Consider the following 20,226-nt stretch of genomic DNA (forward strand, 5'->3'; position numbering starts at 1 on the left):
CTACGCCGCGGACGTGGTGCTTGGCAACAGTGTCCGCCGCGACCAGTCGTAGAGCTGGTCAGTCAACTCCATGTAGTCATCCTACACCACCTGCAGTTCAGGATGCCGGTCGTGCCACTCCACGATTTCCCGGGCACCATCGGCAAAAGGAATAGTGGCAGTGAAATCCGGTACAAGGGCTTTGATCTTTGAGTTGTCGAACACAACCGAGTGGGAACGATCGCCCAGCAGGTTGGGACCCAGTTCCGCGCTGTGGGCCGCAATGGTCTCCGAGGACACGTGGAACAACTCCGGCTCCGCAACACCCGCGGCCCTGGCGAAAAGCCCATAGATCTGGTTCCACGGCAGGAACTCATCCGAGGTGATGGTGTAGCTCTCGCCGATTGCCTGCGGACGCCCGAGGAGCCCGACGAATGCCTTGGCAAAGTCGCGGCTGTGCGTCAGCGTCCATAGCGACGTTCCATCGCCGTGGACCAGCACAGGCAGTCCTGCACGCATCCGGTGGATGTCCGTCCAACCACCCACCATCGCGATCTTGGTGCGATCGTAAGTATGGGACGGGCGCACCACCGTCACGGGGAAATCCTGTTCACGGTACGCCTCCCACAGGAGTTCCTCACAGGCGATCTTGTCCCGCGAGTACTGCCAGAACGGATTCTTCAGGGGCGTGGATTCCCTGATGGGCAGGGTGGTAGGCGGCTTTTGGTAAGCCGACGCTGAACTGATGAACACATACTGGCCCGTGCGTCCACGGAACAACTCCATTGCAGTCCGGGCCTGGTCCGGAGTGTAGGAGATAAAGTCCGCGACGGCGTCGAACTCCCTGCCGCCAAGTACCTCACGCACCGCTGCCGGTTCCCGGATGTCCGCATGCAACACTTCGGCGCCGTCCGGGACCGGCCGCCCGGCTGACCGTCCCCGATTAAGGATGGTCAGCCGGTGGCCCAGCGCCACGGCGCGTTCAGCCGCCGAGGTGCTGATGACGCCGGTCCCGCCGATGAACAGGATGTTCCGCGGCGAGACGGTGTCCGCTGCTTTTCCAAGGATGCCTGTGTGAAGGTCGGTCACCAGGCGTAATCCTCGGGAGCGGGGCGATGGCCCGGGAAGATGTCATCCAGCCGCTTGAGGGCGTCGTCACTGAGAGTGACGTCCAGGGCGCGGATGGCGGAGTCCAGCTGCTCCTGGGTGCGGGGACCCACAATCGGTGCCGTCACCGCGGGCTGGTGCAGCAGCCAGGCGAGAGCCACGTCGCCGGGTGCATGGCCCAGTTCGTCAGCAAAGTCCTCGTACTGGCGGATCTGGTCTTCGTGCTGGCGCAGGGTCTCCAAGGCGCGTCCTTCGGTGCGTCGGACGCCCTCTTCTTCCTTTTTGAGCACGCCTCCCAGCAGGCCGCCCTGCAGGGGAGACCACGGGATCAGGCCCAGGCCGTACTGCTGCGCTGCCGGAATCACTTCGAGTTCCAGCTCGCGGCGGAACAGGTTGTAGATGGACTGCTCGCTCACCAAGCCCGTGTAGTTCCGCCGGTGTGCTGCCTCCTGGGCCTGGGCGATGTGCCACCCGGCAAAGTTGCTGCTGCCCGAGTAAAGGATCTTGCCCTGCTGGACGGCCACCTCGATGGCCTGCCAGATCTCGTCCCACGGAGTGTCCCGGTCGATGTGGTGAAACTGGTAGATGTCGATGTAATCCGTCTGCAGCCGCTTCAGGCTGGCATCCAAGGCGCGCCGGATGTTCAGGGCGGACAACTTGGACTCATTCGGGCGGTCCGTCATGGTGCCGTAGAGCTTGGTGGCGATCACCGTGCGTTCCCGGCGCTCGCCGCCCTTGGCGAACCAGCGGCCGATGATTTCCTCGGTCCAGCCGCGATGTTCCGTGCCGCCGTAGACGTTGGCGGTATCGAAGAAATTGATCCCGGAATCCAGCGCGGAGTCCATGATCGAATGGGACGTCTCTTCCTCGGTCTTAGGGCCGAAGTTCATGGTGCCCAGGCAGAGGCGGGAGACTTTCAGGCCGGAGCGGCCAAGATGCGTGTACTGCATGCTGTTGTCCTTTGTTAGTGCCGGGCTTACATCTGGGTGAAGGAGGCGACGGCGGGATCGGAACCGATGCGCGCGCCCGCCTCAAGGGCGGTGATGGCCGCAAGTTCGGACTCGGTAAGGCTCAGGTCCGCAGCGCCGAAGTTCTCGCGCATGCGGCTGGAGTCCGCGGACTTGGGGATCACGATGGTTCCCTGGGCCAGGTGCCAGGCGAGGATCACCTGGGCGGGAGTGGTTCCGTGTGCCGCTGCGACGAGCGCCACCTGCTCGGCGTTGAGGTCCTTGCCCTGGCCGAGCGGGCTGTAAGCCTCGACGGCGATGGTGAGGTCGCGGCATTTGGCGGCCAGGTCGGCCTGTTGGTAGGTGGGGTGCAGTTCGATCTGGTTGACGGCCGGCACTACCTCGGACTCGCGCAGGAGGGTGTCCACGTGGTCGGCGAGGAAGTTGGAGATACCGATCGCGCGGATCTGCTTGTCATGGTAGAGCTTCTCCATTTCCTTCCATGCCTTGGTGTACAGCCCTTGGGACGGGACGGGCCAATGGATCAGGTAGAGGTCCAGGAAGTCCAGGCCCAACGCGTCGCGGCTGCGTTGGAAAGCGTCGTAGGCCTCGCCCTGCTCGCCGTTGCGCAGCTTGGTGGTGATGAAGACCTCGTCCCGGGAAAGTCCGGAAGCTGCAATTGCGGCGCCAACGCCGGCTTCATTGCGGTAAGCCGCGGCGGTGTCGATATGACGGTAACCGGCCTCGAGGGCGTCTTCCACTACCTTCCGGGTCTCTTCCGGAGGCACTTGGAAGACACCGAATCCAAGCTGCGGAATGGTGACGCCGTTGTTCAATGTCAACTCTGGCATGAGGGTCTCCTTCGAAAGTGGTGTGCGTTGTCGGATCTCCGGAAAACGTTTTCGGAGGCTCTGCTTTGAGCCTATTCAGTTTTGGCCACTACGTCAGCAGAAGTGCGTGATCCTGTTTTTCCTAGGTCTGCCAGTCCTACCCAAAGAGGTGGTGGCGCCGGCTGTTGCACCGGCAGAATGGATGGATGGGTCAAAGCGCTGAGTTCGGAAAGTTCCTCAAGGTCATGCGTGCGCGCCTTTCCCCGGAAGACGCCGGCACGCTCGGTTCAACCGGCTCCCGCCGGGTCCCGGGGCTTCGCCGGGAGGAAGTGGCCAGGCTGTCCGGAGTAAGCACCGACTACTACACCCGCCTGGAGCAGGGGCGGAACATCCATCCGTCCAAGGCGGTGCTGGACTCCGTGGCGAGGGCACTCCGCCTGGATGCGGGGGAGCGGGCCCACATGATGGACCTTCTTGCGCACTGCGCCAACTCGGCCGCGGGGCCGGGGCCGGTTCAGAAAGTGCGTCCGGCCGTGCGGCAGTTGCTGGACGCAGTGGGCGACGTGCCGGCGATGGTCCTTGGACGCAGGACTGACGTCCTGGCCGCCAACCGCATGGCCAACCTGCTGTTTACCGACTTCACCTCCTTGCCCGCCGCGGAAAGGAACCTGACCCGTTGGCTCATCCTGGATGCCAGCGCAGAAACGCTGTTCCGGGACTGGAAGACCGTTGCCGCCGAGGCCGTTGGAGCGCTGCGCATGGATGTGGGCCGCCACCCGAACGATCCCCAAACCAACCAGCTGGTAGGCGAACTCGCCGTTCACAGCGAGCAATTCCGCCAATGGTGGGCCGGGCACAGGGTAGCTTCGCGGTCCGCCGGAACAGTCCGATTGCACCATGCCGTGGTGGGCGACCTTGAACTGAACTTCGAAACCCTGAGTCTCCCGGACGACGCCGACCAGCACCTGCGGGTCTATTCCGCAAAGGCCGGTTCGCCGTCGTCGGACGCTTTGACGCTGCTGAGCAGCTTCGGCGAGTCGGACACGGTTACTGAGGTTCCAGAACCCGCCCGCCGAGATGACAGTTAATGCCAATGTTCGCGGTGATTATTGGCATTAACTGTCAATTCGGCGAGCGGTTGGCCGTGGCTGGCGCCTAGCGCTCCAGGCGGAAGCCAAGCTTGATGGTGACCTGCCAATCGGCAACCGCACCATCCTCGAGGTGGCCGCGGATTTCCTTGACCTCGAACCAATCAAGGTTGCGCAAGGTCTGCGACGCTGTGCCGATGGCGTTCTTGATGGCGTCGTCGACGCCCTCGGTGGAAGTTCCTACAATCTCGGAAACGCTGTATGTGTGGTCAGCCATGGTGCTCCTCATCATCGTGTTACGAATCCTGGAAATCGGGCCTGCGCGCAGGCCGTCCATGCAGACTAGCCCACGGAAGTTCGTGCGGCCAGAGCTAGTTTTCGCGCCAATCGTTGCTGGTGATGTGCGAACCCGCTTGTGGTCCCATTTGCAGCATCCCGCCGTCCACGGGCCAGGAGGCGCCATTGACGTAGCTGGATTCGGGGGACGCCAGGAAAGCTACGACGGCGGCAATCTCGCGTGCGTCGCCGGGGCGGCCCACGGGTACTCCGGGACGTTCTTCCCGGTGCGGGTCCTCGTCCGTTTGGCCCGTCATGGGGGTGGCGATCTCACCGGGTGCCACGTTGTTGGCCGTGATGCCGTACTGCGCCAGCTCCAGTGCCATGGTCTTGATGAGGCCACCGAGTCCATGCTTTGAAGCGTCGTACGCTGATGCGCCTACCCGCGGCTGGAACTCGTGCACGCTGGTGATCGCGATGATGCGCCCGCCGCGGCCTGCGTCCACCATGCGCTTGGCTGCCGCCTGCATGGCTACGAAAGCACCGTTGAGATTGGTGTCCAACGTCTGCATCCACGTCTCAAAGTCCAGCTCCAGGAACTTGGTTCCGTCTCCGGTTCCTGAGTTGTTGACGAACACATCCACGCCGCCAAGTTCGTCGGCCAGCCGATCGATCGTCGCCGCCGTCTCCTGAATCCTGGTGGTATCCAGCTGCTGCACTACTGCCTTGCGGCCCAGGCCCCTGACTTCTTCGGCCGTCTCCTGGGCGCCCTGCTCATCCGAGTGCCATGTGATTCCCACGTCCATGCCTGCTTTGGCCAGCGCGACCGCCGCGGCGCGGCCAATGCCGGAATCCGAACCCGTGACGATCGCCGTCGTCGGGTTGAAAGCTTGCTGTGCCATGATCCTGCCTTTCGGTTGTGATCGAGCCGATACCGTATCCCTACCCGTTGGGACACGGCCGTAAACAAGGAGCAGCGGCAACTGGTGATCGCGTGTAAATTTCTTTGAAGTACCACCGGACCACCACCCATGAATCCATCAATGAGGAGAACTCATGTCAGAAGTGATCGTCGTCGGCGTTGACGCCAGCGAAACGGCCAAGCGGGCAGCCGTGGCGGCAGCCAAGATGGCCAAAGCACTCGGCGCGGAACTGCACGTCATCAGCGGCTTTTCTGATGACCGGATCGAAGAGTTCGGCAGTGGCAGCGATCGCATTACGGTCTCCTCGGCGGACTCCGCCGAGTACGTTGCGCGCAAGGTGGCCGAGGAACTGGACATCCCGGACAACAGCGTGAAGTACTACGCTGCCCGCGGTACGCCGGCCAACGCCCTCATCAATTACGCCGAGTCCAACAAGGCATCCCTGATCGTTGTGGGCAACAAGCGCATGAAGGGCCTTGGCCGCGTGCTGGGCAGCATCGCCAACAGCGTGGCCCACGGCGCCCCGTGCGATGTCTACATCGTGAACACGGAAGTGGACGCCTAAGACCCAAGTAGCTGGCAGCAGGGGTTGTTCTGAGGGCTCAGAACAACCCCTGCTGCCAGTCAGATGGGCTACCGCTCTTCCACGGGACCACTTTCCACCAGCGCGTAGACGCGGCTGGGGCTGCCTGTGCCGCCGACGATCGGCAGGGGAGCAACAACCAGGGTGGCGCCCGTAACCGGCAGCCGGTCCACGTTCCGGAGCGAGGTCACGCCGTACTTGTCCGCACCCAGGAGGAAGGAGTGGACGGGGAACATCGGGTCCAGGGAGCCCGCCTGGCCGGCGTCGATCCCCACGGTTTCAACGCCGAAGCCGCTGATGGAGGCGTTGCTGGCAAGCCATTTGGCACCTGCCGCAGAGACCCCGGGAGTGTGCGGGCCGGCGTCGTCCGCGTTCACGAAAGCCGCAGCATCGGCGCCCCGGGCTGCCCAGCCGGTCCGGAAGATCACCCAGCAGTTCTCCGGGAAAGGGCCATGCTCTTCCTGCCACTGCTCAAAATGTTCCGGTTCCAGGAGGAAGTCCGGGTCTGCGGAGGCTTCCGCAGTCTTGTCGAGCACGACCAGCGGACCCACCAGGCGGTGCGGTTCGATCTTGTCCACGGACTTGCCGTCCTTGCCCGTGATCCAGTGGACCGGAGCATCCAAGTGCGTTCCGGCGTGCTCGCCCACCGTGACGTCGTTCCACGCCCACGCCGGGCCGGCGTCGTCGAAGTTGCTGACCGGAGAGACCGACAACCCAACCGTGTTCGCAAAAGGCTGCGGCAGGTTCAGGATGGGGGTTTCGGGGCTGAGCGGGGTAGTGAGGTCGATGACTTTCACCGAGCCGTTGGAAAGGGCTGCAGTGAGCCCGGCCAGAACAGACATTGTTCTCCTATCGCTGGTTTCGCTTGAAAGGGTTGGATTTCCTGGTTGTCAGACGCTGTGCCACGAGGTGGCCTGAACCGCCGGAGAGGCCCGGGCCGGGGTGGGTGGAAGCCCCGATGTGCCAAAGTCCTTTGACGGTCGTGTGGTGCCCGGCAGCTTGTGGAAACGGCCGCCAGAGCAGGTTCTGGAAGAGCTCGGCCGAGCCCCCGTACGGGTCACCGCCAACAGCGTTCGGGTTGATTGCGGCAAGGTCCGTGGGGGCGATGATGTCCGAGGCCAGAACGGTAGCCTGCGTTCCCGGCGCGAACTGCTCAAGCCGCTCAAGGACACGGTGCAGGTAGGCCTGCTTCAGCTTCTCCGACCAACCCTCGGCCACGGACAGCTCACCCGCAGCGTCCCCTACCGGCTCGAACGGAACCTCCTGGAGCTGCAGCCACAGCGTCGCTTTGCCTTCCGGTGCCCTGGAGGGATCCAGGACGCACTGCTGTCCCACCACGATGGTTGGTTCCACCGGCAAGAGTCCTGCCTCAGCCTGGGCGCACGCGATGCCCGTGCTGTCCGATCCGTTGCTGATATGGACCAGCGGAACCTTGTTGAGGCGGGGATCCAACCATTGGACCGGCTTGTCCAGGGCAAGGTGGACCTGCATGGCGCCGCGGCCGTTTTGATACCTGCGGGCGGCGTCGGCCAGGTGTGCCGGGGCATCAGGCAGCAAGCGGGTGTAGAGGGCCTGGGGCGAGACGTTGGCCAGCACGGTGTCCGCTTGGACGATCCCCTCGGAGGTGCGGACCCCGGTCACCGAGCCGGACACCGAAAGGATTTCCCGGACTTCGGTGCCAAGCATGATCCGCACCCCGTTGTCCCGGAGCAGCGATTCAAAGGCCGCAACAAAGCGTGCGGCTCCGCCCTTGACCACCGGCAAGCCGAAAGTGTGCATGCTCATGGCCATCACGGGCAGCATCACGCCACCTGTTGCCTGGTCCGGGCCGAGGCCTGCGTGCAGGAGCCAGGGCGACCACAGCTGGTCCGTTTCCCAACCATCGAAGCGGCTGCGGAGATAGTTGCGGCCGCTCATCACGGCGTCCCTGAGAAAGGCCTCGGTGGCCTTCACCTTGCCGGTCCGCACAGCGCCAAAGCCCAGCCGTGCGAGCTCTTTGGGGGACCGCAATTCCGCCCCGAACGCCCCGAAGACGGTCCCGGCGTGACGGCCCAGGTCATCGAGCATGGTGAGGTAGGCCTGTTGATCCGCCGGGTGCTTGAAGGTCTTCGCCGTCTCCGCAGGATCCCGGTGGGCAAGGGCCACCCTGTGCTCGCCGGTCACAGGGTCCGCAGCCACTGACGCGGTGACGGCGCCGTCCGTGTTGCAGTACTCCAGGCCCCTCTTGTGCAGTTCACTGCCCAGCACGGCGTACGCGCCCCCGGAAACAAAGAGCGGATGCCACGACGAAAACGAATCGTGGATAAACCCCGGCAGAGTCCGTTCACCCGAGTGGATGAAGCCGCCCAGCCGGTCGGATTGCTCGATCAGGCAGACCTGTTGTCCGGCGAGGGCAAGCTCCGCAGCGGCAACCAGGGAGTTGATACCGGAGCCGATGACGGCAACGTCGTTCATGGATGACGCCCTCTCAGAAGTCGGGGTGGCTGGCTGTCGCGTGGTACTTGCCGCTATGGAACACAAGGGGAGAACCGCCGTCGTTGCTGTACTTCTCCACTTCGCCAACGTAGATCACATGGTCGCCTGCGTCATGGCGCGACACTGTGCGGCACTGGAAGGTAGCTACCGCGCCGTCCAGCAGAGGCACCCCGGCAATGCCTTCGGTGGTTTCGGCACCTTGGAACTTGTCCGAGGCCGGCGTAGCGAACTGGCGGGACAGCACGTGCTGATCGCTGGCCAGGACGTTGATGGCGAAGTGCGTCGATTCCTCGAAATCCGTCAGGCTCGGGGCCCGCTTGCTGGGGCACCACAGGACCAAGGGCGGTTCCATGGACACTGACGTGAAGGAGTTCGCCGTCATGCCCACCTTCCGGCCATCCGGGGAGACGGTGGTGACTACCGTGACGCCGGTTGCGTATTGGCCCAATGCGCTGCGGAAATCACGCACATCGAAGACGGCGGAGTCCTCTTCCTTGCGCGCCTGCATGAAGTCCGCAGCCGCCGTCGGGTCGAACCACCACGGGTAGGAAGTCCGCGGATCGTCGAACCCGGCCACGATGCTTGCGGCCAGGGCCGGATGCTCGGCGGCTTCGCGCAGGAGGGTGGCCTGATGGTCCCGACGCGGCTTGAGCAGGTCATTCGTCCACGCCACCGACCACTGGCCCCACCCGCGCCAGAACTCGTCGAACGTGCGCTCCATCCATTCCCTGTTGAACGGTTGCCGGCCACGGCGCACGATCGCATCGAGGTAGTACTTGGCTGCCAGCGTCGCGTTGTTTGACCCCTGGCCGGTCAGTGGATCGTTCAGGACCACGGCGTCGCCGAGCCCGAAGACCAGGCTGCCGTTCGCCAGTTCCCCTACCGCGGACCGCACCGTCGGAGTGATGCGTCCCAGGAGCGTGGCGCCGTCGTCGGTCAGAGCGGCGCCTTCGAAAGCGGCGGCCTCGTGCGGGAAATGGTCCCGGAGCAGCTGCAGCGAACGCTCCAGCTGGTCTTCGGGACTTACGACGCCGGACCAACAGTCCATGGGGCCGCCCACCACTCCCTCGAACACCATCATGCGGCAGGGGCCGGACGCGGTGAGCCCCGGGAAAGTGAAAAACTCACCCACTCCCGGCGCCATGGACATCCGGATGGCGGCAGCCCCGCCGTCGTCCGTTCCGGTAGCGGTGACGTAATTGAGCGCCAGCACCCGCTGGGGACGGTCGAACGGCGACTTGGCCTTGTCCCGGGGGAACACCTGCCCGATTTCGCCCTTTCCGGTGCTGACGATCACCAACTCGTAGTCCCGGGCCAGTTCTTCCAGGAGGCGGGGAGTGACTTTCTCGATCCGGAAGTCGCCGCCATTCGCGACGAACCGTTCGATCCAGTGCGCGCTCTTGAGCCGCTGGTCAACGGACCTTGCCGGGCCGTCCAGGGGGGCTTCCCACTCAATCGGTTCCTGGCCCTCAACGCGCAGGTGGATGGAGCCGATGGCGGGGGCAGCTCCTGAGTCGGGAATCGCGGTTCCCATTTGTGCTTCGGCGTCCAAGGCGGGTGCGAACATGCACTGGCTGGACATGACTTTTCCGGACCTGATTTGGGCTGCTGAGCGGTCCGAGAACAGCGTGACGGCGTAGCCCTCCCGTTGCAGGCCCAAGGCCAGCTGGGCGCCGGATTCGCCGGCTCCGATGATTGCGATTGTGCGCATGGTAAATCCTTATTAGCAGGGGCGTGCTATGAAAATCCGGGGTCAGGAAACCTTGGCACCCAGGGCTGCGAGGTACTCCTCGGCTTTGTCCGGGTACATGAACCACTCCTGGAATTCCGGCGGGTGGTTGAAGCCGTTGGCAAAGCGGTGCGCGATTTCCGGAACCTGGTTTGCTGCGCCCAGCAACTCAAGGACGTGCGGCGGGGGAGGAGCCAGCAGGGCGTTGGTCCAGTGTGCAACGTGTCGGGCGTAATCCCAATAGCGTTCGAACGTGGCCTGCATGAATGCCGGGTCGTAGCTGCGGTCGCCGTGTTCAATGATGCTTTGCAGGTAGGACGCCGCGCACTTGCTGGCGTTGTTGGAGCCCTGGCCGGTGATGGGATCGTTCAAAACCACGACGTCGGCAAGGCCAAGTACCTGCCTTCCGCTGGGGAGCGCGGCAATCGGGTTGCGGACGGTGGGGGCGAAGCGGCCCTGCAGGATGCCGTTGGGGTCGGTCAGTTGGACGTCAGTAGCCCGTTCGGCTTCCCACGGAAGGAAGGTCTCAAGGATGTTCTTGGATGTTTCCAGGTGCTCGTCCGGAGTAAGGCCCTTCCACACGTCCATGGGACCGCCCGGGACGCCTTCGAAGACCATGATTTCGCAGGGGCCGGTGGTGGTCAGGGCTGGAAAAACGAAGTACTCGCCCACGCCCGGGATGAGGTTGAAGGAGACCGCCGAGTACTCTTCGCGGGGCTTCAAGCCTGTGACGTAGGTGAGGGCCAGAGCGCGCTGGGGTGTGTCATAAGTGCTGCGTTCAGCGTCCCGCGTGAAGAGTTGGGCGATCTCGCCCTTGCCCGCGGCCACGATCACCAGGTCCGAGCTCAGTGCGTAGCGTTCCAGCTCATCAACGCCTGCATCCTCGAACACCAGCTCGCCGCCGCGTTTGATGAACTCCTCCATGAACCTGGGGAACTTGACGCGCTGGTCGATGGACTGGGCGTGGTTGTCCAGCCTCGAGGCCCAGCTGATGGCCTTCTCGCCCGGAAGTTCGGGGTGCGGGATGGTGAATGAGATCCCGTCCACGGTGGGTGCGTCGGGCCAGAAATCAAGTCCCAACGCGCGCTCGTGCTCCAGGGCATTGTGGAAGATGCACTGGCTGGAGGCAACTTTTCCGTCCCGGATCTCTTCCGGCGTCCGGTTGGAAATGGTGGTTACCTGGTAGCCGGCGTCCAGCAGGCCGATGCCCAGCTGAAGGCCGGACTGGCCTGCGCCGACGATCGTAATGTGGCGTTGCGTCATGGTTCTTGCCCTTCTATGGTGGGGACGTTTTCGAAGCGGTCGGGTGGATTTTTGGAGGTTAGTTGGCGGCCAGGAGGGGGATGGTCTCTTCGGCGCGTTCCGGGCCCAGTGCCGAATAGCCGCCATCCACGGCCCAGTCTGCGCCGGTCACGAAACTGGCCTGGTCGCTCGCCAGGAAGGCGACGACGTCACCCACTTCGCGTGGCCGGCCCACTCTTTTGAGGGCGTGGAAAGGCGCGGCAACAGCGTCCGTCTTGTCGAGGTTTCCGTTGCTGAGGGAATCCATGATGTTGCTCCATACCCAGCCGGGGCTCACCGAATTGACCCGGATGTTGTCCGGGGCGAAGTCGACGGCCATGCTGCGGGTGACCTGGACCAGCGCAGCTTTGCTGGAGGGGTAGAGCCAGCGGCCGGTCTGGGCAACGGAACTGGAAATGGAGGTGAAGTTGATGATCACACCGTGTCCGGACTTTGCCAGATGAGGCTTGGCCGCATTGGCGGCCATTACTGCGCTGACCAGGTTGACGTTGAGGGCCTCGAGCCAGTCCGCCCGGCCGGAGCCTGCGCCTTCGTCCTTGTAGGTGCAGGCCAGGTTCACCAGGATGTCCAGGCCGCCGTTACGGGCCACTGTCTCCTCGATCAACTCGTTGAGGGCGGAGTCGTCCGTGATATCCGTGTGGGAGTAGTGGATCCCTTCCCCGAGCGCTTTGGAGACCGTACCGCCGTCGGGGTCAATGTCGGCTACCACCACAGTGGCTCCTGCGTCGCGCAACGCAGTGACAACGCCTTGGCCCACTTTGGTTGCTCCGCCCGTGACCACTGCGGTCCTGCCTTCGAGTCCTGACATGGCCAAACCCTCTCCTTTGTGGATTCTGCTGATGAGCGAATGTGGCGTGCTTCATATTCGCTGTGAAGTGACTCTAGGTAGCCGCCGGCCTCCCGGAATATCCACTTGGCGCGGACGTCATCCGGAATGCGCAACGGAGGCGGAATCAATCGCCGGGGTACTGGTCGTCGTCTTCCTCGAGCCACCCAACCCAAGGTGCGGACGTCACCGTTGCCTCCGGCGTGCGCAGCTGCTTTTCCCAGGCCTCAAAGTGCCGCTCCCACTCATGGCGGCGGTCGTGTACCAGCTTGATGTTCTTCACGGAGTTTCACCTCCCTTCAGTGCTGTTGCGGAAATATGACGTACGTCATACTTGGTCTAAGAGCGACTTTAGGCAGCTGCTCAGGTTCGGAATATCCGCCAGGCGTAAGGATCATCCGGAAAGCGAAATGCCGTAGCCAGACCCTAGGTAGGTGCCATGTGGTGAGGATCCTTCCCCGCGACGTCTTGCGTGGGCGGCCGACGACTGCCACCAGGGATGTTGACGAGGCGCACGCGAAAATTGCCGAGCTGTTCTGTGGCCATGAACTTGCGCCCCGTGCCAGCAAGGCTGCCGTGGACATGAAGCTGCGTTCGCTGCACCGCGGGGATGTAGGGATCGAGTTCCTGGATTACGGGGCCGATGTGCGGATTGAGCCGGAGGGCCTGCAGGATTTCCATCTGGTCCAGATCCCATTGGCGGGCCACGCCTCCATGCAGGTGGGGTCAGTCAGCGTTGATTCAACCCCGCGTATGGCTTCCGTCCCGCCTGTTGACCGCCCCTTCAGCATGTCGTGGGATGCGGGCAGCCCGCACCTGATTGTGTATGTTCGCCGGACTGCGCTTGAACGGGTGGCCACATCACTCAACGGTGGCCTGGAACCCAAAGGCGGGCTCGGCTACGGCATGGACCTCACAACCGCAGCCGGCAGGGCGTTCCTGAGGTCCGTCGTCGAACTTCACCATGACCTGATCAGCAAGCCGCAATCGGCCACGCCTGCGTTCGTGCAGGGATTGCTGGCGGACAGCATGATGTCGCGGCTGCTGATGGCCATGGAAGCTCCGGAGCCAGGGATGCGGGATGTGGAAACGGAGAGTCGCTTGGTCAGGGAATGCCGCGAGCTGTTGGAGCGGCATGCCTTCGAGGAACTCACAGTGCCGGACATCGCGGAGTGCCTTGGTGTATCGGTGCGCACGCTGCAGACGGCGCTCCGGGCGGAATGCGGTGCTACGCCGTCGGAGTTGTTGCGGTCGATCCGTCTGGACCGCGCCCGCGAGATGCTCTTGGAGGCCGATCCGAGGGAGCAAACGGTGACCGCAGTGGCCGAGCTGTGCGGGTTTACCCACCAAGGACGGTTCTCGGCGCTGTACCTGCAGACATTCGGCGAGTTGCCGTCGGAGAGCCTGCGCCGCTAGCCCAACTGACTGGCATTAGGGGTTGCTCTGAGCCCTCAGAACAACCCCTACTGCCAGTCAGATCGGTGACGCGCTAGGCCTCCAGCACGTACGTCTTCAGATCGTCCAGGGTCTGCTGCATGTGCTCATCCATGGCCAGCCGGGCGTCGTTGGCGTTGCGGGACTCCAGAGCCGTGGTGATGCTGCGGTGGTGCTTGATGGCGTGTTCCTGAATCTCGGGAACCGCGGATGTCTGCGTGCGGCGGGCCTCGAGCACGCGATGCAACGGCTCGAACAGTACGGCTACGAACACGTTGCCGGAGGCGTGCAGAATGACGTCGTGGAAGGCGAGGTCGGCCTCGACGAACGCTGCAACATCGTTGATCTCATGGGCGGACTGCATCTGCTCCACGTGATCCTTGAGGACCTCGAGGTCCTCGTCCGAAATGCGGCCGGCGGCGAGCTCACAAGCGCCGGTCTCCAGCATGCGCCGGAGTTCGATGAGCTGGATGGCGGCCGCCGCGTCCTTGGTACCTTCGGACGCCGCACGCAGCACGGCCTCGAGCGAAGTCCACTGATTCAGGGGGTTCACGAACGTTCCCCGGCCGCGTTCAACACTCAGGATCTTCTGGGCTTCAAGGGTTTTCATGGCTTCGCGGACCGTCATGCGGCTCACCTCGTGGCGCGCGCTGAGCTCCAGCTCGCCCGGGACTACAGTGCCGGGCGGAAACTCGCCGGCGACGATCCTGTCCAGCAGCTCATCAGCAACGACGCCGACCAGCGACTTGCGTGCCATGGGTCCCCCTTTCCTTGCTTCCGATCTCCCATCCCGCGGTTCCCCCTTGGACAGGATGGTTGTCAGACATCTTACGCTGGCAGTGGCCGGCTTGTTTTCCAAAACTCCATCAGCGTCACAGCGCATGCCTCCGGCTGTTCCCAGTGGACGCTGTGCCCCGCGTTCTCCACCGCTTTGAGCTGCCTGCCTGGAGCAGCCGCTGCAAAGTCAGTCATCTGGTCGATGGAACGCACGCGGTCGCCCACTCCGGCGATGACCAGCAGGGGCGCCAGGACGCGCCCGGGTATTGAAGGCCCGACGCCGGTCATGGCCGCCAATGCGCTCGGGGCAAGAACCCGAAAGGGCAGGTCAAAGCCTTTTCTGAGCTTCTCTTCATCCTCCGCAGGCAGATCCCCGTACCAGGCTCTCATGCACTTCCCGACGAACCCTGCATCGAAGTGTCCTTGCTCCAGCTGCTCCCGGATCAGGTTGCGGAAACCGGCGTTGGGCGGCGCGGGCACCATTCCCACGAGCGTCAGCGTAGCCACGAGGTCCGGCCGTGCTGCGGCCAACGTCAGGGCGACGCTGCCTCCCATGGAGTGACCCACCAGGTGTACGGGGCCGGAAGTCATTCGCCCGATCGTGGCTCCAACCGATGCTGCAGCCGTCTCCAAGGTCCACTCAAAGTCCTGCGGAAGTTCCTGGCCGGCGTGGTAACCGGGGAGGTCCAGGATCCACACGGTCTGACCGCGCTCCACAAGCTTCGAGGCCAAGGGCTCCCAGTAAGCCGAGCCGGATGCCCAGCCATGGATCAGGACTGCAGGGGGCTGGTTGTTCGGGGCCTCGGAGGGCTCGCGAACGTCAACAAAGCAGGGCGGGACCCCGATGTCAGCCATGGTCCCTAGCCTAGCCAGCGTGATCGCCTTGCGCGGTAAGGAGCGCTGTGTCACACTGGCATTGAAATGTTAGATGTCTGACATCTTACATTCACATCATTGCCGCTTAGATTTCCCACGATGGAGTGTTCCGTGATCCCAGAAGCCGAAGTCCTGGCCGCCTTCCCGGCGGAAGTTCAGATCCCTGCGCAGCTGGTGGCCGACGCCGTTGCAGCGTCCTCGGCGAACAGCCCCCGCATCCTGGTTGTCCTGGACGACGACCCCACGGGTACCCAGTCCGTTGCCGACCTCGCGGTGCTGACCCGCTGGGACGTGGAAGATTTCACGTGGGCCTTCGATCACATCCGCAGGAACCAGACCAAGCCCGCCGTCTACGTCCTGACGAATACCCGCAGCCTGGACCCGGCCGAGGCGGCGGCGCGTAACGAGGAAATCGTCCGCAACGCCCTTGCCGCAGCTGCCGGCGACGTGACGCTCGGCTTCGTGAGCCGCAGCGACTCCACCCTGCGCGGCCACTACCCGTTGGAGCCCGACGTCATCGCCGCAACCGTGGCCGCAGAAACGGGCGGCGCCACGGACGGCGTCGCGATTGTTCCCGCCTTCCCCGACGCCGGCCGCGTCACCATCGGCGGCGTGCACTACATGCGCGGCTCCGGGGACGACGCCGGCTCACTCACCCCGGTTGCTGAGACCGAATTCGCCAAGGACGCCACGTTCGGGTTCTCGAATTCCCGGATGGCCAAGTATGTGGAGGAGAAGTCACAGGGACGCTTCCCCGCGGAGGACGTGATTGTCCTGGACCTGAACATCATCCGCGCCGGTGCCTCGGCACAGGATCCCGCCATCTCAGCCAAGGCGATCGCCGACGCCATCGAGCCGGCCACCGACTCCACCCCGATTGTGGCGGACATCGTCACCGAGAATGACTTCCGTGCGCTGGCCCTCGGTCTGGAAGAAGCGGAACGCCGCGGCAAGAAGCTCCTTTACCGCGTTGGCCCGCCGTTCGTCCGTGGCCGCATCGGCCAGGAGATCCGCGAGGCCCTCACTGGAGAAGAGGCCTACGCCGGCAACACACCCTCCACCGCCGGGGGCCTGATTGTGGTCGGCTCACACGTTGGCCTGACTACCCGCCAACTCAACGTCCTCACCAGCGAACACAGCAGCGCCCGCATCATCGAGATCGACGTGGAAAGACTCGTTGCCGAAACCAAAACAGCAGCGGAAGCTGAGCAGTACATCGCAACAGTGGTCAGCGACGTCGTCGATGCCCTCCGGGAAGGCGACGTCATTGTCCACACCAGCCGCCTGCTCATCAAGACCGACGATCCCGCAGCGAGCCTGAAGATCGCCCGCACTGTTTCTGCCGCCGTCGTATCGGTCGTGAACCGGACCCTGAAGACCTTCCCGCCGCGCTTCGTCATCGCAAAGGGCGGCATCACTTCCTCCGACGTTGCAGCGCACGGCCTGGAAATCCGCCACGCGATTGTCCGGGGGCCGATGCTTCCCGGAATCGTCTCCCTCTGGGAACCCGTGGACGGCCCCGCGAAGGGCATCCCGTACATCGTCTTCGCCGGCAACGTGGGCGACGACCAGTCACTGGCCCACGTCACCCGCAAACTCAGCAGCACTTTCTAGAAACACCTTCAACGGAGAACATCATGACCAGCAACTACACCGTTACCGTCCTCGGCCTGGGTGCCATGGGCCTGCCGATGGCAACCCGCCTTGCATCCGAGCTGACCGTCCACGGCTTCGACATCGCCGAAGCCCGCCTGGATCTCGCCGCCGCGGCAGGCATCAAGACCTTCAGCACTGCCCGCGAAGCCTCCGAAGGCGCGGACGCCCTGCTCCTGGCGGTCCGCAACGGCGAGCAGCTGAACGACGTCCTGTTCGGTGAGAACGGCGTGGCTCCCGTCCTGAAGCCGGGCGCCGTCGTGATCCTCGGCAGCACCGTGGGCACCGAGGCCATTCCGGGAACGGTGGCCAAGCTTGCCGAATACGGTGTGTCACTTGTTGACGCCCCGCTGTCCGGTGGCCCGAAGCGCGCCGGGGAAGGCGACCTCCTGATCGTCGTCGGCGCTGAGCCCGAGGCGCTCGGGAAGGCCCGTCCTGCCCTTGAGCTCCTTGCCTCCACCCTCAGCATCGTTGGCGACAAGCCCGGTGACGGCCAGGCCCTCAAGACCGTCAACCAGCTCCTGTGCGGCGTCCATATTGCCGCTGCTGCCGAGGCCATGGCCCTGGCCGACGCGCTTGGCCTTGACCAAGCCAAGACCCTCGCCGCGCTCGAAGCCGGCGCTGCGGGATCCTTCATGCTCTCCAACCGCGGCCCGCGCATCCTGGAGGCCTACACTGAAGAAGGCGCCGAAGTCCTCAGCCGCCTGGACATCTTCGTCAAGGACATGGGAATCGTCGGCAAGGCCACCCGCGCCGCCGGCCTGGCTGCTCCCGTCGCAGCCGCCGCCGAACAGCTCTACCTCCTCGGCCAGGCCCAGGGCCTCGCCGCTGCCGACGACTCCGCCGTCATCAAGGTTGTGGCACCCGCCAAGCGCACCGCCTAAGCGGAGCCGCAACCCCGCCAGCGTCCGCATGGGCGCTTCAGCACCTCAGTAAAACCCGCGACGACGGCGGTCCCCCCTCCGTCGTCGTCGCCACCTTTCGCCGGTCCCCGGACCGGTATGTCATAGGAGACATTTCCCCCAATGAACCCCCTCATTAACTCCTTGATGGTTCGCGCGGCCGACGCGCCCGCCATCAAACCCGCAGTGGAGCTGGGTACTCCGCTGCTGCTGACCATCGCCGCTGCAGGCATCGCACTGCTGCTGGTGCTGATCATCCGCTTCAAGATCCAGGCATTCGTCGCACTCCTGGCCGTCAGCATCCTTGTAGGCGTCGCGGCGCAGATCCCGCTGAAGGACATCTTCACGGTGGTGACCACGGGTGTGGGCAGCACCATGGGCAAGGTTGCGCTACTGATCGCCCTCGGTGCCATCCTTGGCCGCATGATCGAGGTCTCCGGCGGCGTGCAGTCGCTGGCCACGCACTTCACGGAGAAGCTTGGCGCCAAGCGGGTAGCCATCGCGCTGACCGCGGTCGGCTTCCTTGTTGCCATTCCCGTGTTCTTTGAAGTGGGCGTCATCGTCCTCGTCCCGATCGTCTACGCCTTCGCCAAGATCGCGAACGTGCACCCGATTAAGTTCGGCCTGCCCATGGCCGGCATCATGCTGTCCATCCATGTGGCCGTCCCGCCGCACCCGGGCATCGTTGCCGGCGCCGGCGTCTTCGGCGCCGACATCGGACTCATCACGCTTATTTCGCTCATCATCTGTGTCCCGCTCGGCTTCCTGTCCTACTGGGTTGCCAGCATCATGAACCGCAAGGAGTACGAGTTGCTCCCCGGCGTCAAAGCACAGGTGGAAGAGTTCGGCTCGGCCGAAACCCTGGTTCACGTAGGCCACGACGGGCCCGGAGCCCGCGCCATCGCTCCTCCGCGTCCCGGCCTGATCATGTTCCTGATCGCCGCTCCCATCGTCCAGATCCTCCTTGGCACCGTCGGCACGCTGACCATCCCCAAGGACAACTACTGGTACGGAGTGGCGTCGTTCATCGGCAACCCGTTCTTCGCTCTTCTGGTTGCCGTTGCTTTGTCCTTCTTCCTGCTGGCGGTCCGCCGCCACTGGTCCCTGAAGGAAACAGGAGAGATCTTCGAAGGCGCACTTCCTCCCGTCGCATCCATCCTCATGGTTGTTGCAGCCGGTGGCGTGTTTGGCGAAGTCCTCCGCACGTCCGGCATCGGTGCCGCACTGTCCCACACCCTGGACAGCCTTGGCCTGCCGGTGATTGTGCTCGGCTTCATCATCTCCCTCGCCCTCCGCGCCGCGCAGGGCTCGGCAACCGTCGCAATCGTCACGACGACGGGCCTGCTCACCTCCGCGGTCATGGAAGGCGGCTACTCGCCGGCCCAGATCGCCGTGATCGTGATCGCCATCGGGTTCGGTTCGCTCGGCTTGTCCCACGTTACGGATGCTGGCTTCTGGACCGTGGTCCGCTACTACGGCCTCACCGTGTCCGACGGACTCAAGACCTGGACCGTCCTCACCACCATCCTGGGCTTGGCCGGCTTCGCCCTGACGTACGTGGCGTGGATCCTCGTGGGCGGGCTGGGCCACTGATGCGTGCCCAACTCGACCAGCTGGTCAGCTCTGCCCTGGCCGCCAGATCCGCCGTTCCCGCTTTCACGTGCTACGACTTCACCACCGCCATGGCCGTGGTTTCGGCGGCCGAGGAAGCACGGTCAGGCGTGATCCTGCTGGTAGCCCCGAAAACCGCGGCAACGCCCAACGGGCTGCGGCTCATTACAGCCTTGCGGGGACTGGCAGACAATGCCGGTGTTCCGGTCTCCGTGCAGTTGGACCACGCCTCCGACCTGCAGGTCATCCGTGACTCCGTGAATGCCGGTGCAGACGCCGTCCTGGCCGATGGTTCGTCCCTGGCCTACGAGGACAACATCGCCCTGGTTCGCGAAGTCCGTGCCATGCTCGACGCCGACGGCCATGCCGACGTCGTCATTGAAGCGGAGCTGGGTGGCTTGGCAGGGGACGAGGACCGGGCGTTCGGCGCCTCGGGTGAAGCCCCCGACGCCGGTCCTTCCGTTGCGGGTTTGACGGATCCGGAGCAGGTGAGCGACTTCGTCGGGCGAACCGGCGCGCAGTTGCTGGCAATTGCGGTGGGTAACGTGCACGGAAAGTACACGGGCGAGCCCAACATCCGCTGGGACGTCCTGCAGGACGTCGCCGCCCGGACCGATGTTCCGTTGGTGCTCCATGGCGCGTCCGGCATTCCAGCCAGTGAGCTCTCCAAAGCGTCCGCCATGCAGGTGGGCAAGGTGAACTTCAACACCGAGCTCCGCACCGGGATCCTCGCCACGCTCGAGGCTGAGACCGCGGCGCACCGTGCGGACGGCGAGAACCTGCAAGGCTTGCTGGCGCGTTGGAACGGCTCGGCATGGTCGTTCGCCGGTGCCACGCTGGCGATGTTGAACGCCTGACGGCAAGCGCACCAACAGTCCTCAAACGGGGACGAGGGGAGGCTAGGATCA

The 20,226-nt window shown here is 64.2% G+C and carries 20 protein-coding genes; 7 read left to right on the plus strand and 13 right to left on the minus strand.

Translation table 11 applies throughout. From position 1 onward, the window contains the following. Positions 1-81: 81 nt before the first annotated feature. Genes QN084_RS11895 through QN084_RS11905 form a run of 3 tightly spaced genes read right to left on the minus strand, consistent with a single transcriptional unit; the run spans position 82 to position 2,884 of the window. Positions 82-1,068: an SDR family oxidoreductase gene (locus QN084_RS11895; protein ID WP_374978456.1), complete on the minus strand. Its 987-nt coding sequence runs from the start codon at positions 1,066-1,068 to the stop codon at positions 82-84. Then, positions 1,065-2,036, minus strand: coding sequence for an aldo/keto reductase (locus QN084_RS11900; protein WP_021471294.1), 972 nt, complete (start codon positions 2,034-2,036; stop codon positions 1,065-1,067). Before QN084_RS11900 ends, QN084_RS11895 begins: the two co-directional genes overlap by 4 nt. A gap of 26 nt (positions 2,037-2,062) precedes the next feature. Continuing rightward, positions 2,063-2,884, minus strand: a complete 822-nt coding sequence (locus tag QN084_RS11905; RefSeq protein WP_069696015.1) for an aldo/keto reductase — start codon at positions 2,882-2,884, stop codon at positions 2,063-2,065. Between the two features lie 185 nt (positions 2,885-3,069). Here QN084_RS11905 and QN084_RS11910 point away from each other — a divergent pair, with 185 nt between their 5' ends. Beyond that, a complete protein-coding gene (locus QN084_RS11910) occupies positions 3,070-3,951 on the plus strand; it encodes a helix-turn-helix transcriptional regulator (protein WP_069696016.1) in 882 nt (293 codons plus the stop codon). Positions 3,952-4,018: 67 nt separating this feature from the next. Here QN084_RS11910 and QN084_RS11915 read toward each other — a convergent pair whose 3' ends face one another. Together QN084_RS11915 and QN084_RS11920 are read right to left on the minus strand one after the other, a co-directional pair. Continuing rightward, entirely contained in the window at positions 4,019-4,228 is a 210-nt protein-coding gene (locus QN084_RS11915; protein ID WP_031216171.1) for a dodecin, read from the minus strand. A 94-nt stretch (positions 4,229-4,322) separates the two neighbouring features. Continuing rightward, on the minus strand, positions 4,323-5,129 hold the full coding sequence (locus QN084_RS11920; protein WP_069696017.1) for an SDR family oxidoreductase: 807 nt from the start codon (positions 5,127-5,129) through the stop codon (positions 4,323-4,325). A gap of 154 nt (positions 5,130-5,283) precedes the next feature. On the opposite strand from QN084_RS11920, the gene QN084_RS11925 reads away from it, so the two are divergent. Continuing rightward, positions 5,284-5,715, plus strand: a complete 432-nt coding sequence (locus tag QN084_RS11925) for a universal stress protein (RefSeq protein ID WP_062094639.1) — start codon at positions 5,284-5,286, stop codon at positions 5,713-5,715. Positions 5,716-5,783: 68 nt separating this feature from the next. Here the strand turns inward: QN084_RS11925 and QN084_RS11930 are convergent, their stop codons facing one another. The 6 genes from QN084_RS11930 to QN084_RS11955 all read right to left on the minus strand — a co-directional run bounded on the left by QN084_RS11930 (position 5,784) and on the right by QN084_RS11955 (position 12,348). Continuing rightward, positions 5,784-6,575, minus strand: a complete 792-nt coding sequence (locus tag QN084_RS11930; protein ID WP_069696018.1) for a cyclase family protein — start codon at positions 6,573-6,575, stop codon at positions 5,784-5,786. Positions 6,576-6,582: 7 nt separating this feature from the next. Continuing rightward, complete coding sequence (locus QN084_RS11935) at positions 6,583-8,187, minus strand: phytoene desaturase family protein (RefSeq protein WP_069696019.1); 1,605 nt, start codon at positions 8,185-8,187, stop codon at positions 6,583-6,585. Between the two features lie 13 nt (positions 8,188-8,200). Further along, the gene (locus QN084_RS11940) at positions 8,201-9,919 is read right to left on the minus strand and encodes a flavin reductase (protein ID WP_069696020.1); all 1,719 of its coding nucleotides are present in this window, start codon (positions 9,917-9,919) and stop codon (positions 8,201-8,203) included. Positions 9,920-9,961: 42 nt separating this feature from the next. Further along, entirely contained in the window at positions 9,962-11,200 is a 1,239-nt protein-coding gene (locus tag QN084_RS11945; RefSeq protein ID WP_069696021.1) for a styrene monooxygenase/indole monooxygenase family protein, read from the minus strand. Between the two features lie 58 nt (positions 11,201-11,258). After that, positions 11,259-12,047, minus strand: coding sequence for an SDR family oxidoreductase (locus tag QN084_RS11950; RefSeq protein ID WP_069696022.1), 789 nt, complete (start codon positions 12,045-12,047; stop codon positions 11,259-11,261). A gap of 145 nt (positions 12,048-12,192) precedes the next feature. Further along, positions 12,193-12,348 carry a hypothetical protein gene (locus tag QN084_RS11955; protein ID WP_021471283.1) on the minus strand — a complete coding sequence of 52 codons (156 nt, stop codon included), beginning with the start codon at positions 12,346-12,348 and terminating at the stop codon, positions 12,193-12,195. 161 nt (positions 12,349-12,509) lie between these two features. Between QN084_RS11955 and QN084_RS11960 the strand changes: the two genes are divergently transcribed. Then, the gene (locus QN084_RS11960) at positions 12,510-13,481 is read left to right on the plus strand and encodes an AraC family transcriptional regulator (protein ID WP_259362786.1); all 972 of its coding nucleotides are present in this window, start codon (positions 12,510-12,512) and stop codon (positions 13,479-13,481) included. 73 nt (positions 13,482-13,554) lie between these two features. Here the strand turns inward: QN084_RS11960 and QN084_RS11965 are convergent, their stop codons facing one another. Both QN084_RS11965 and QN084_RS11970 read right to left on the minus strand, forming a co-directional pair. After that, positions 13,555-14,256: a FadR/GntR family transcriptional regulator gene (locus tag QN084_RS11965; RefSeq protein ID WP_069696024.1), complete on the minus strand. Its 702-nt coding sequence runs from the start codon at positions 14,254-14,256 to the stop codon at positions 13,555-13,557. Positions 14,257-14,327: 71 nt separating this feature from the next. Further along, positions 14,328-15,131: an alpha/beta fold hydrolase gene (locus tag QN084_RS11970; RefSeq protein ID WP_021471280.1), complete on the minus strand. Its 804-nt coding sequence runs from the start codon at positions 15,129-15,131 to the stop codon at positions 14,328-14,330. 120 nt (positions 15,132-15,251) lie between these two features. Between QN084_RS11970 and QN084_RS11975 the strand changes: the two genes are divergently transcribed. The 4 genes from QN084_RS11975 to QN084_RS11990 all read left to right on the plus strand — a co-directional run bounded on the left by QN084_RS11975 (position 15,252) and on the right by QN084_RS11990 (position 20,175). After that, entirely contained in the window at positions 15,252-16,766 is a 1,515-nt protein-coding gene (locus QN084_RS11975) for a four-carbon acid sugar kinase family protein (protein WP_069696025.1), read from the plus strand. 23 nt (positions 16,767-16,789) lie between these two features. Further along, complete coding sequence (locus QN084_RS11980; RefSeq protein ID WP_069696026.1) at positions 16,790-17,689, plus strand: NAD(P)-dependent oxidoreductase; 900 nt, start codon at positions 16,790-16,792, stop codon at positions 17,687-17,689. A gap of 141 nt (positions 17,690-17,830) precedes the next feature. Then, on the plus strand, positions 17,831-19,300 hold the full coding sequence (locus tag QN084_RS11985) for a GntP family transporter (protein ID WP_021471277.1): 1,470 nt from the start codon (positions 17,831-17,833) through the stop codon (positions 19,298-19,300). After that, entirely contained in the window at positions 19,300-20,175 is an 876-nt protein-coding gene (locus QN084_RS11990) for a class II fructose-bisphosphate aldolase (RefSeq protein WP_021471276.1), read from the plus strand. Before QN084_RS11985 ends, QN084_RS11990 begins: the two co-directional genes overlap by 1 nt. Positions 20,176-20,226: the final 51 nt, after the last annotated feature.

Origin of the sequence: Paenarthrobacter sp. R1 (assembly GCF_030264015.1) — a bacterium.
GTDB classification, from domain to species: domain Bacteria; phylum Actinomycetota; class Actinomycetes; order Actinomycetales; family Micrococcaceae; genus Arthrobacter; species Arthrobacter ureafaciens.

What these genes read in the sequence shown, in the direction of transcription:
- QN084_RS11900 (WP_021471294.1), bottom strand. Translation starts at nt 2,036, where the DNA reads ATGCAGTACACGCATCTTGGCCGCTCCGGCCTGAAAGTCTCCCGCCTC.
- QN084_RS11905 (WP_069696015.1), bottom strand. Translation starts at nt 2,884, where the DNA reads ATGCCAGAGTTGACATTGAACAACGGCGTCACCATTCCGCAGCTTGGA.
- QN084_RS11910 (WP_069696016.1), top strand. Translation starts at nt 3,070, where the DNA reads ATGGGTCAAAGCGCTGAGTTCGGAAAGTTCCTCAAGGTCATGCGTGCG.
- QN084_RS11915 (WP_031216171.1), bottom strand. Translation starts at nt 4,228, where the DNA reads ATGGCTGACCACACATACAGCGTTTCCGAGATTGTAGGAACTTCCACC.
- QN084_RS11920 (WP_069696017.1), bottom strand. Translation starts at nt 5,129, where the DNA reads ATGGCACAGCAAGCTTTCAACCCGACGACGGCGATCGTCACGGGTTCG.
- QN084_RS11925 (WP_062094639.1), top strand. Translation starts at nt 5,284, where the DNA reads ATGTCAGAAGTGATCGTCGTCGGCGTTGACGCCAGCGAAACGGCCAAG.
- QN084_RS11930 (WP_069696018.1), bottom strand. Translation starts at nt 6,575, where the DNA reads ATGTCTGTTCTGGCCGGGCTCACTGCAGCCCTTTCCAACGGCTCGGTG.
- QN084_RS11935 (WP_069696019.1), bottom strand. Translation starts at nt 8,187, where the DNA reads ATGAACGACGTTGCCGTCATCGGCTCCGGTATCAACTCCCTGGTTGCC.
- QN084_RS11940 (WP_069696020.1), bottom strand. Translation starts at nt 9,919, where the DNA reads ATGCGCACAATCGCAATCATCGGAGCCGGCGAATCCGGCGCCCAGCTG.
- QN084_RS11945 (WP_069696021.1), bottom strand. Translation starts at nt 11,200, where the DNA reads ATGACGCAACGCCACATTACGATCGTCGGCGCAGGCCAGTCCGGCCTT.
- QN084_RS11950 (WP_069696022.1), bottom strand. Translation starts at nt 12,047, where the DNA reads ATGTCAGGACTCGAAGGCAGGACCGCAGTGGTCACGGGCGGAGCAACC.
- QN084_RS11965 (WP_069696024.1), bottom strand. Translation starts at nt 14,256, where the DNA reads ATGGCACGCAAGTCGCTGGTCGGCGTCGTTGCTGATGAGCTGCTGGAC.
- QN084_RS11970 (WP_021471280.1), bottom strand. Translation starts at nt 15,131, where the DNA reads ATGGCTGACATCGGGGTCCCGCCCTGCTTTGTTGACGTTCGCGAGCCC.
- QN084_RS11975 (WP_069696025.1), top strand. Translation starts at nt 15,252, where the DNA reads ATGGAGTGTTCCGTGATCCCAGAAGCCGAAGTCCTGGCCGCCTTCCCG.
- QN084_RS11980 (WP_069696026.1), top strand. Translation starts at nt 16,790, where the DNA reads ATGACCAGCAACTACACCGTTACCGTCCTCGGCCTGGGTGCCATGGGC.
- QN084_RS11985 (WP_021471277.1), top strand. Translation starts at nt 17,831, where the DNA reads ATGAACCCCCTCATTAACTCCTTGATGGTTCGCGCGGCCGACGCGCCC.
- QN084_RS11990 (WP_021471276.1), top strand. Translation starts at nt 19,300, where the DNA reads ATGCGTGCCCAACTCGACCAGCTGGTCAGCTCTGCCCTGGCCGCCAGA.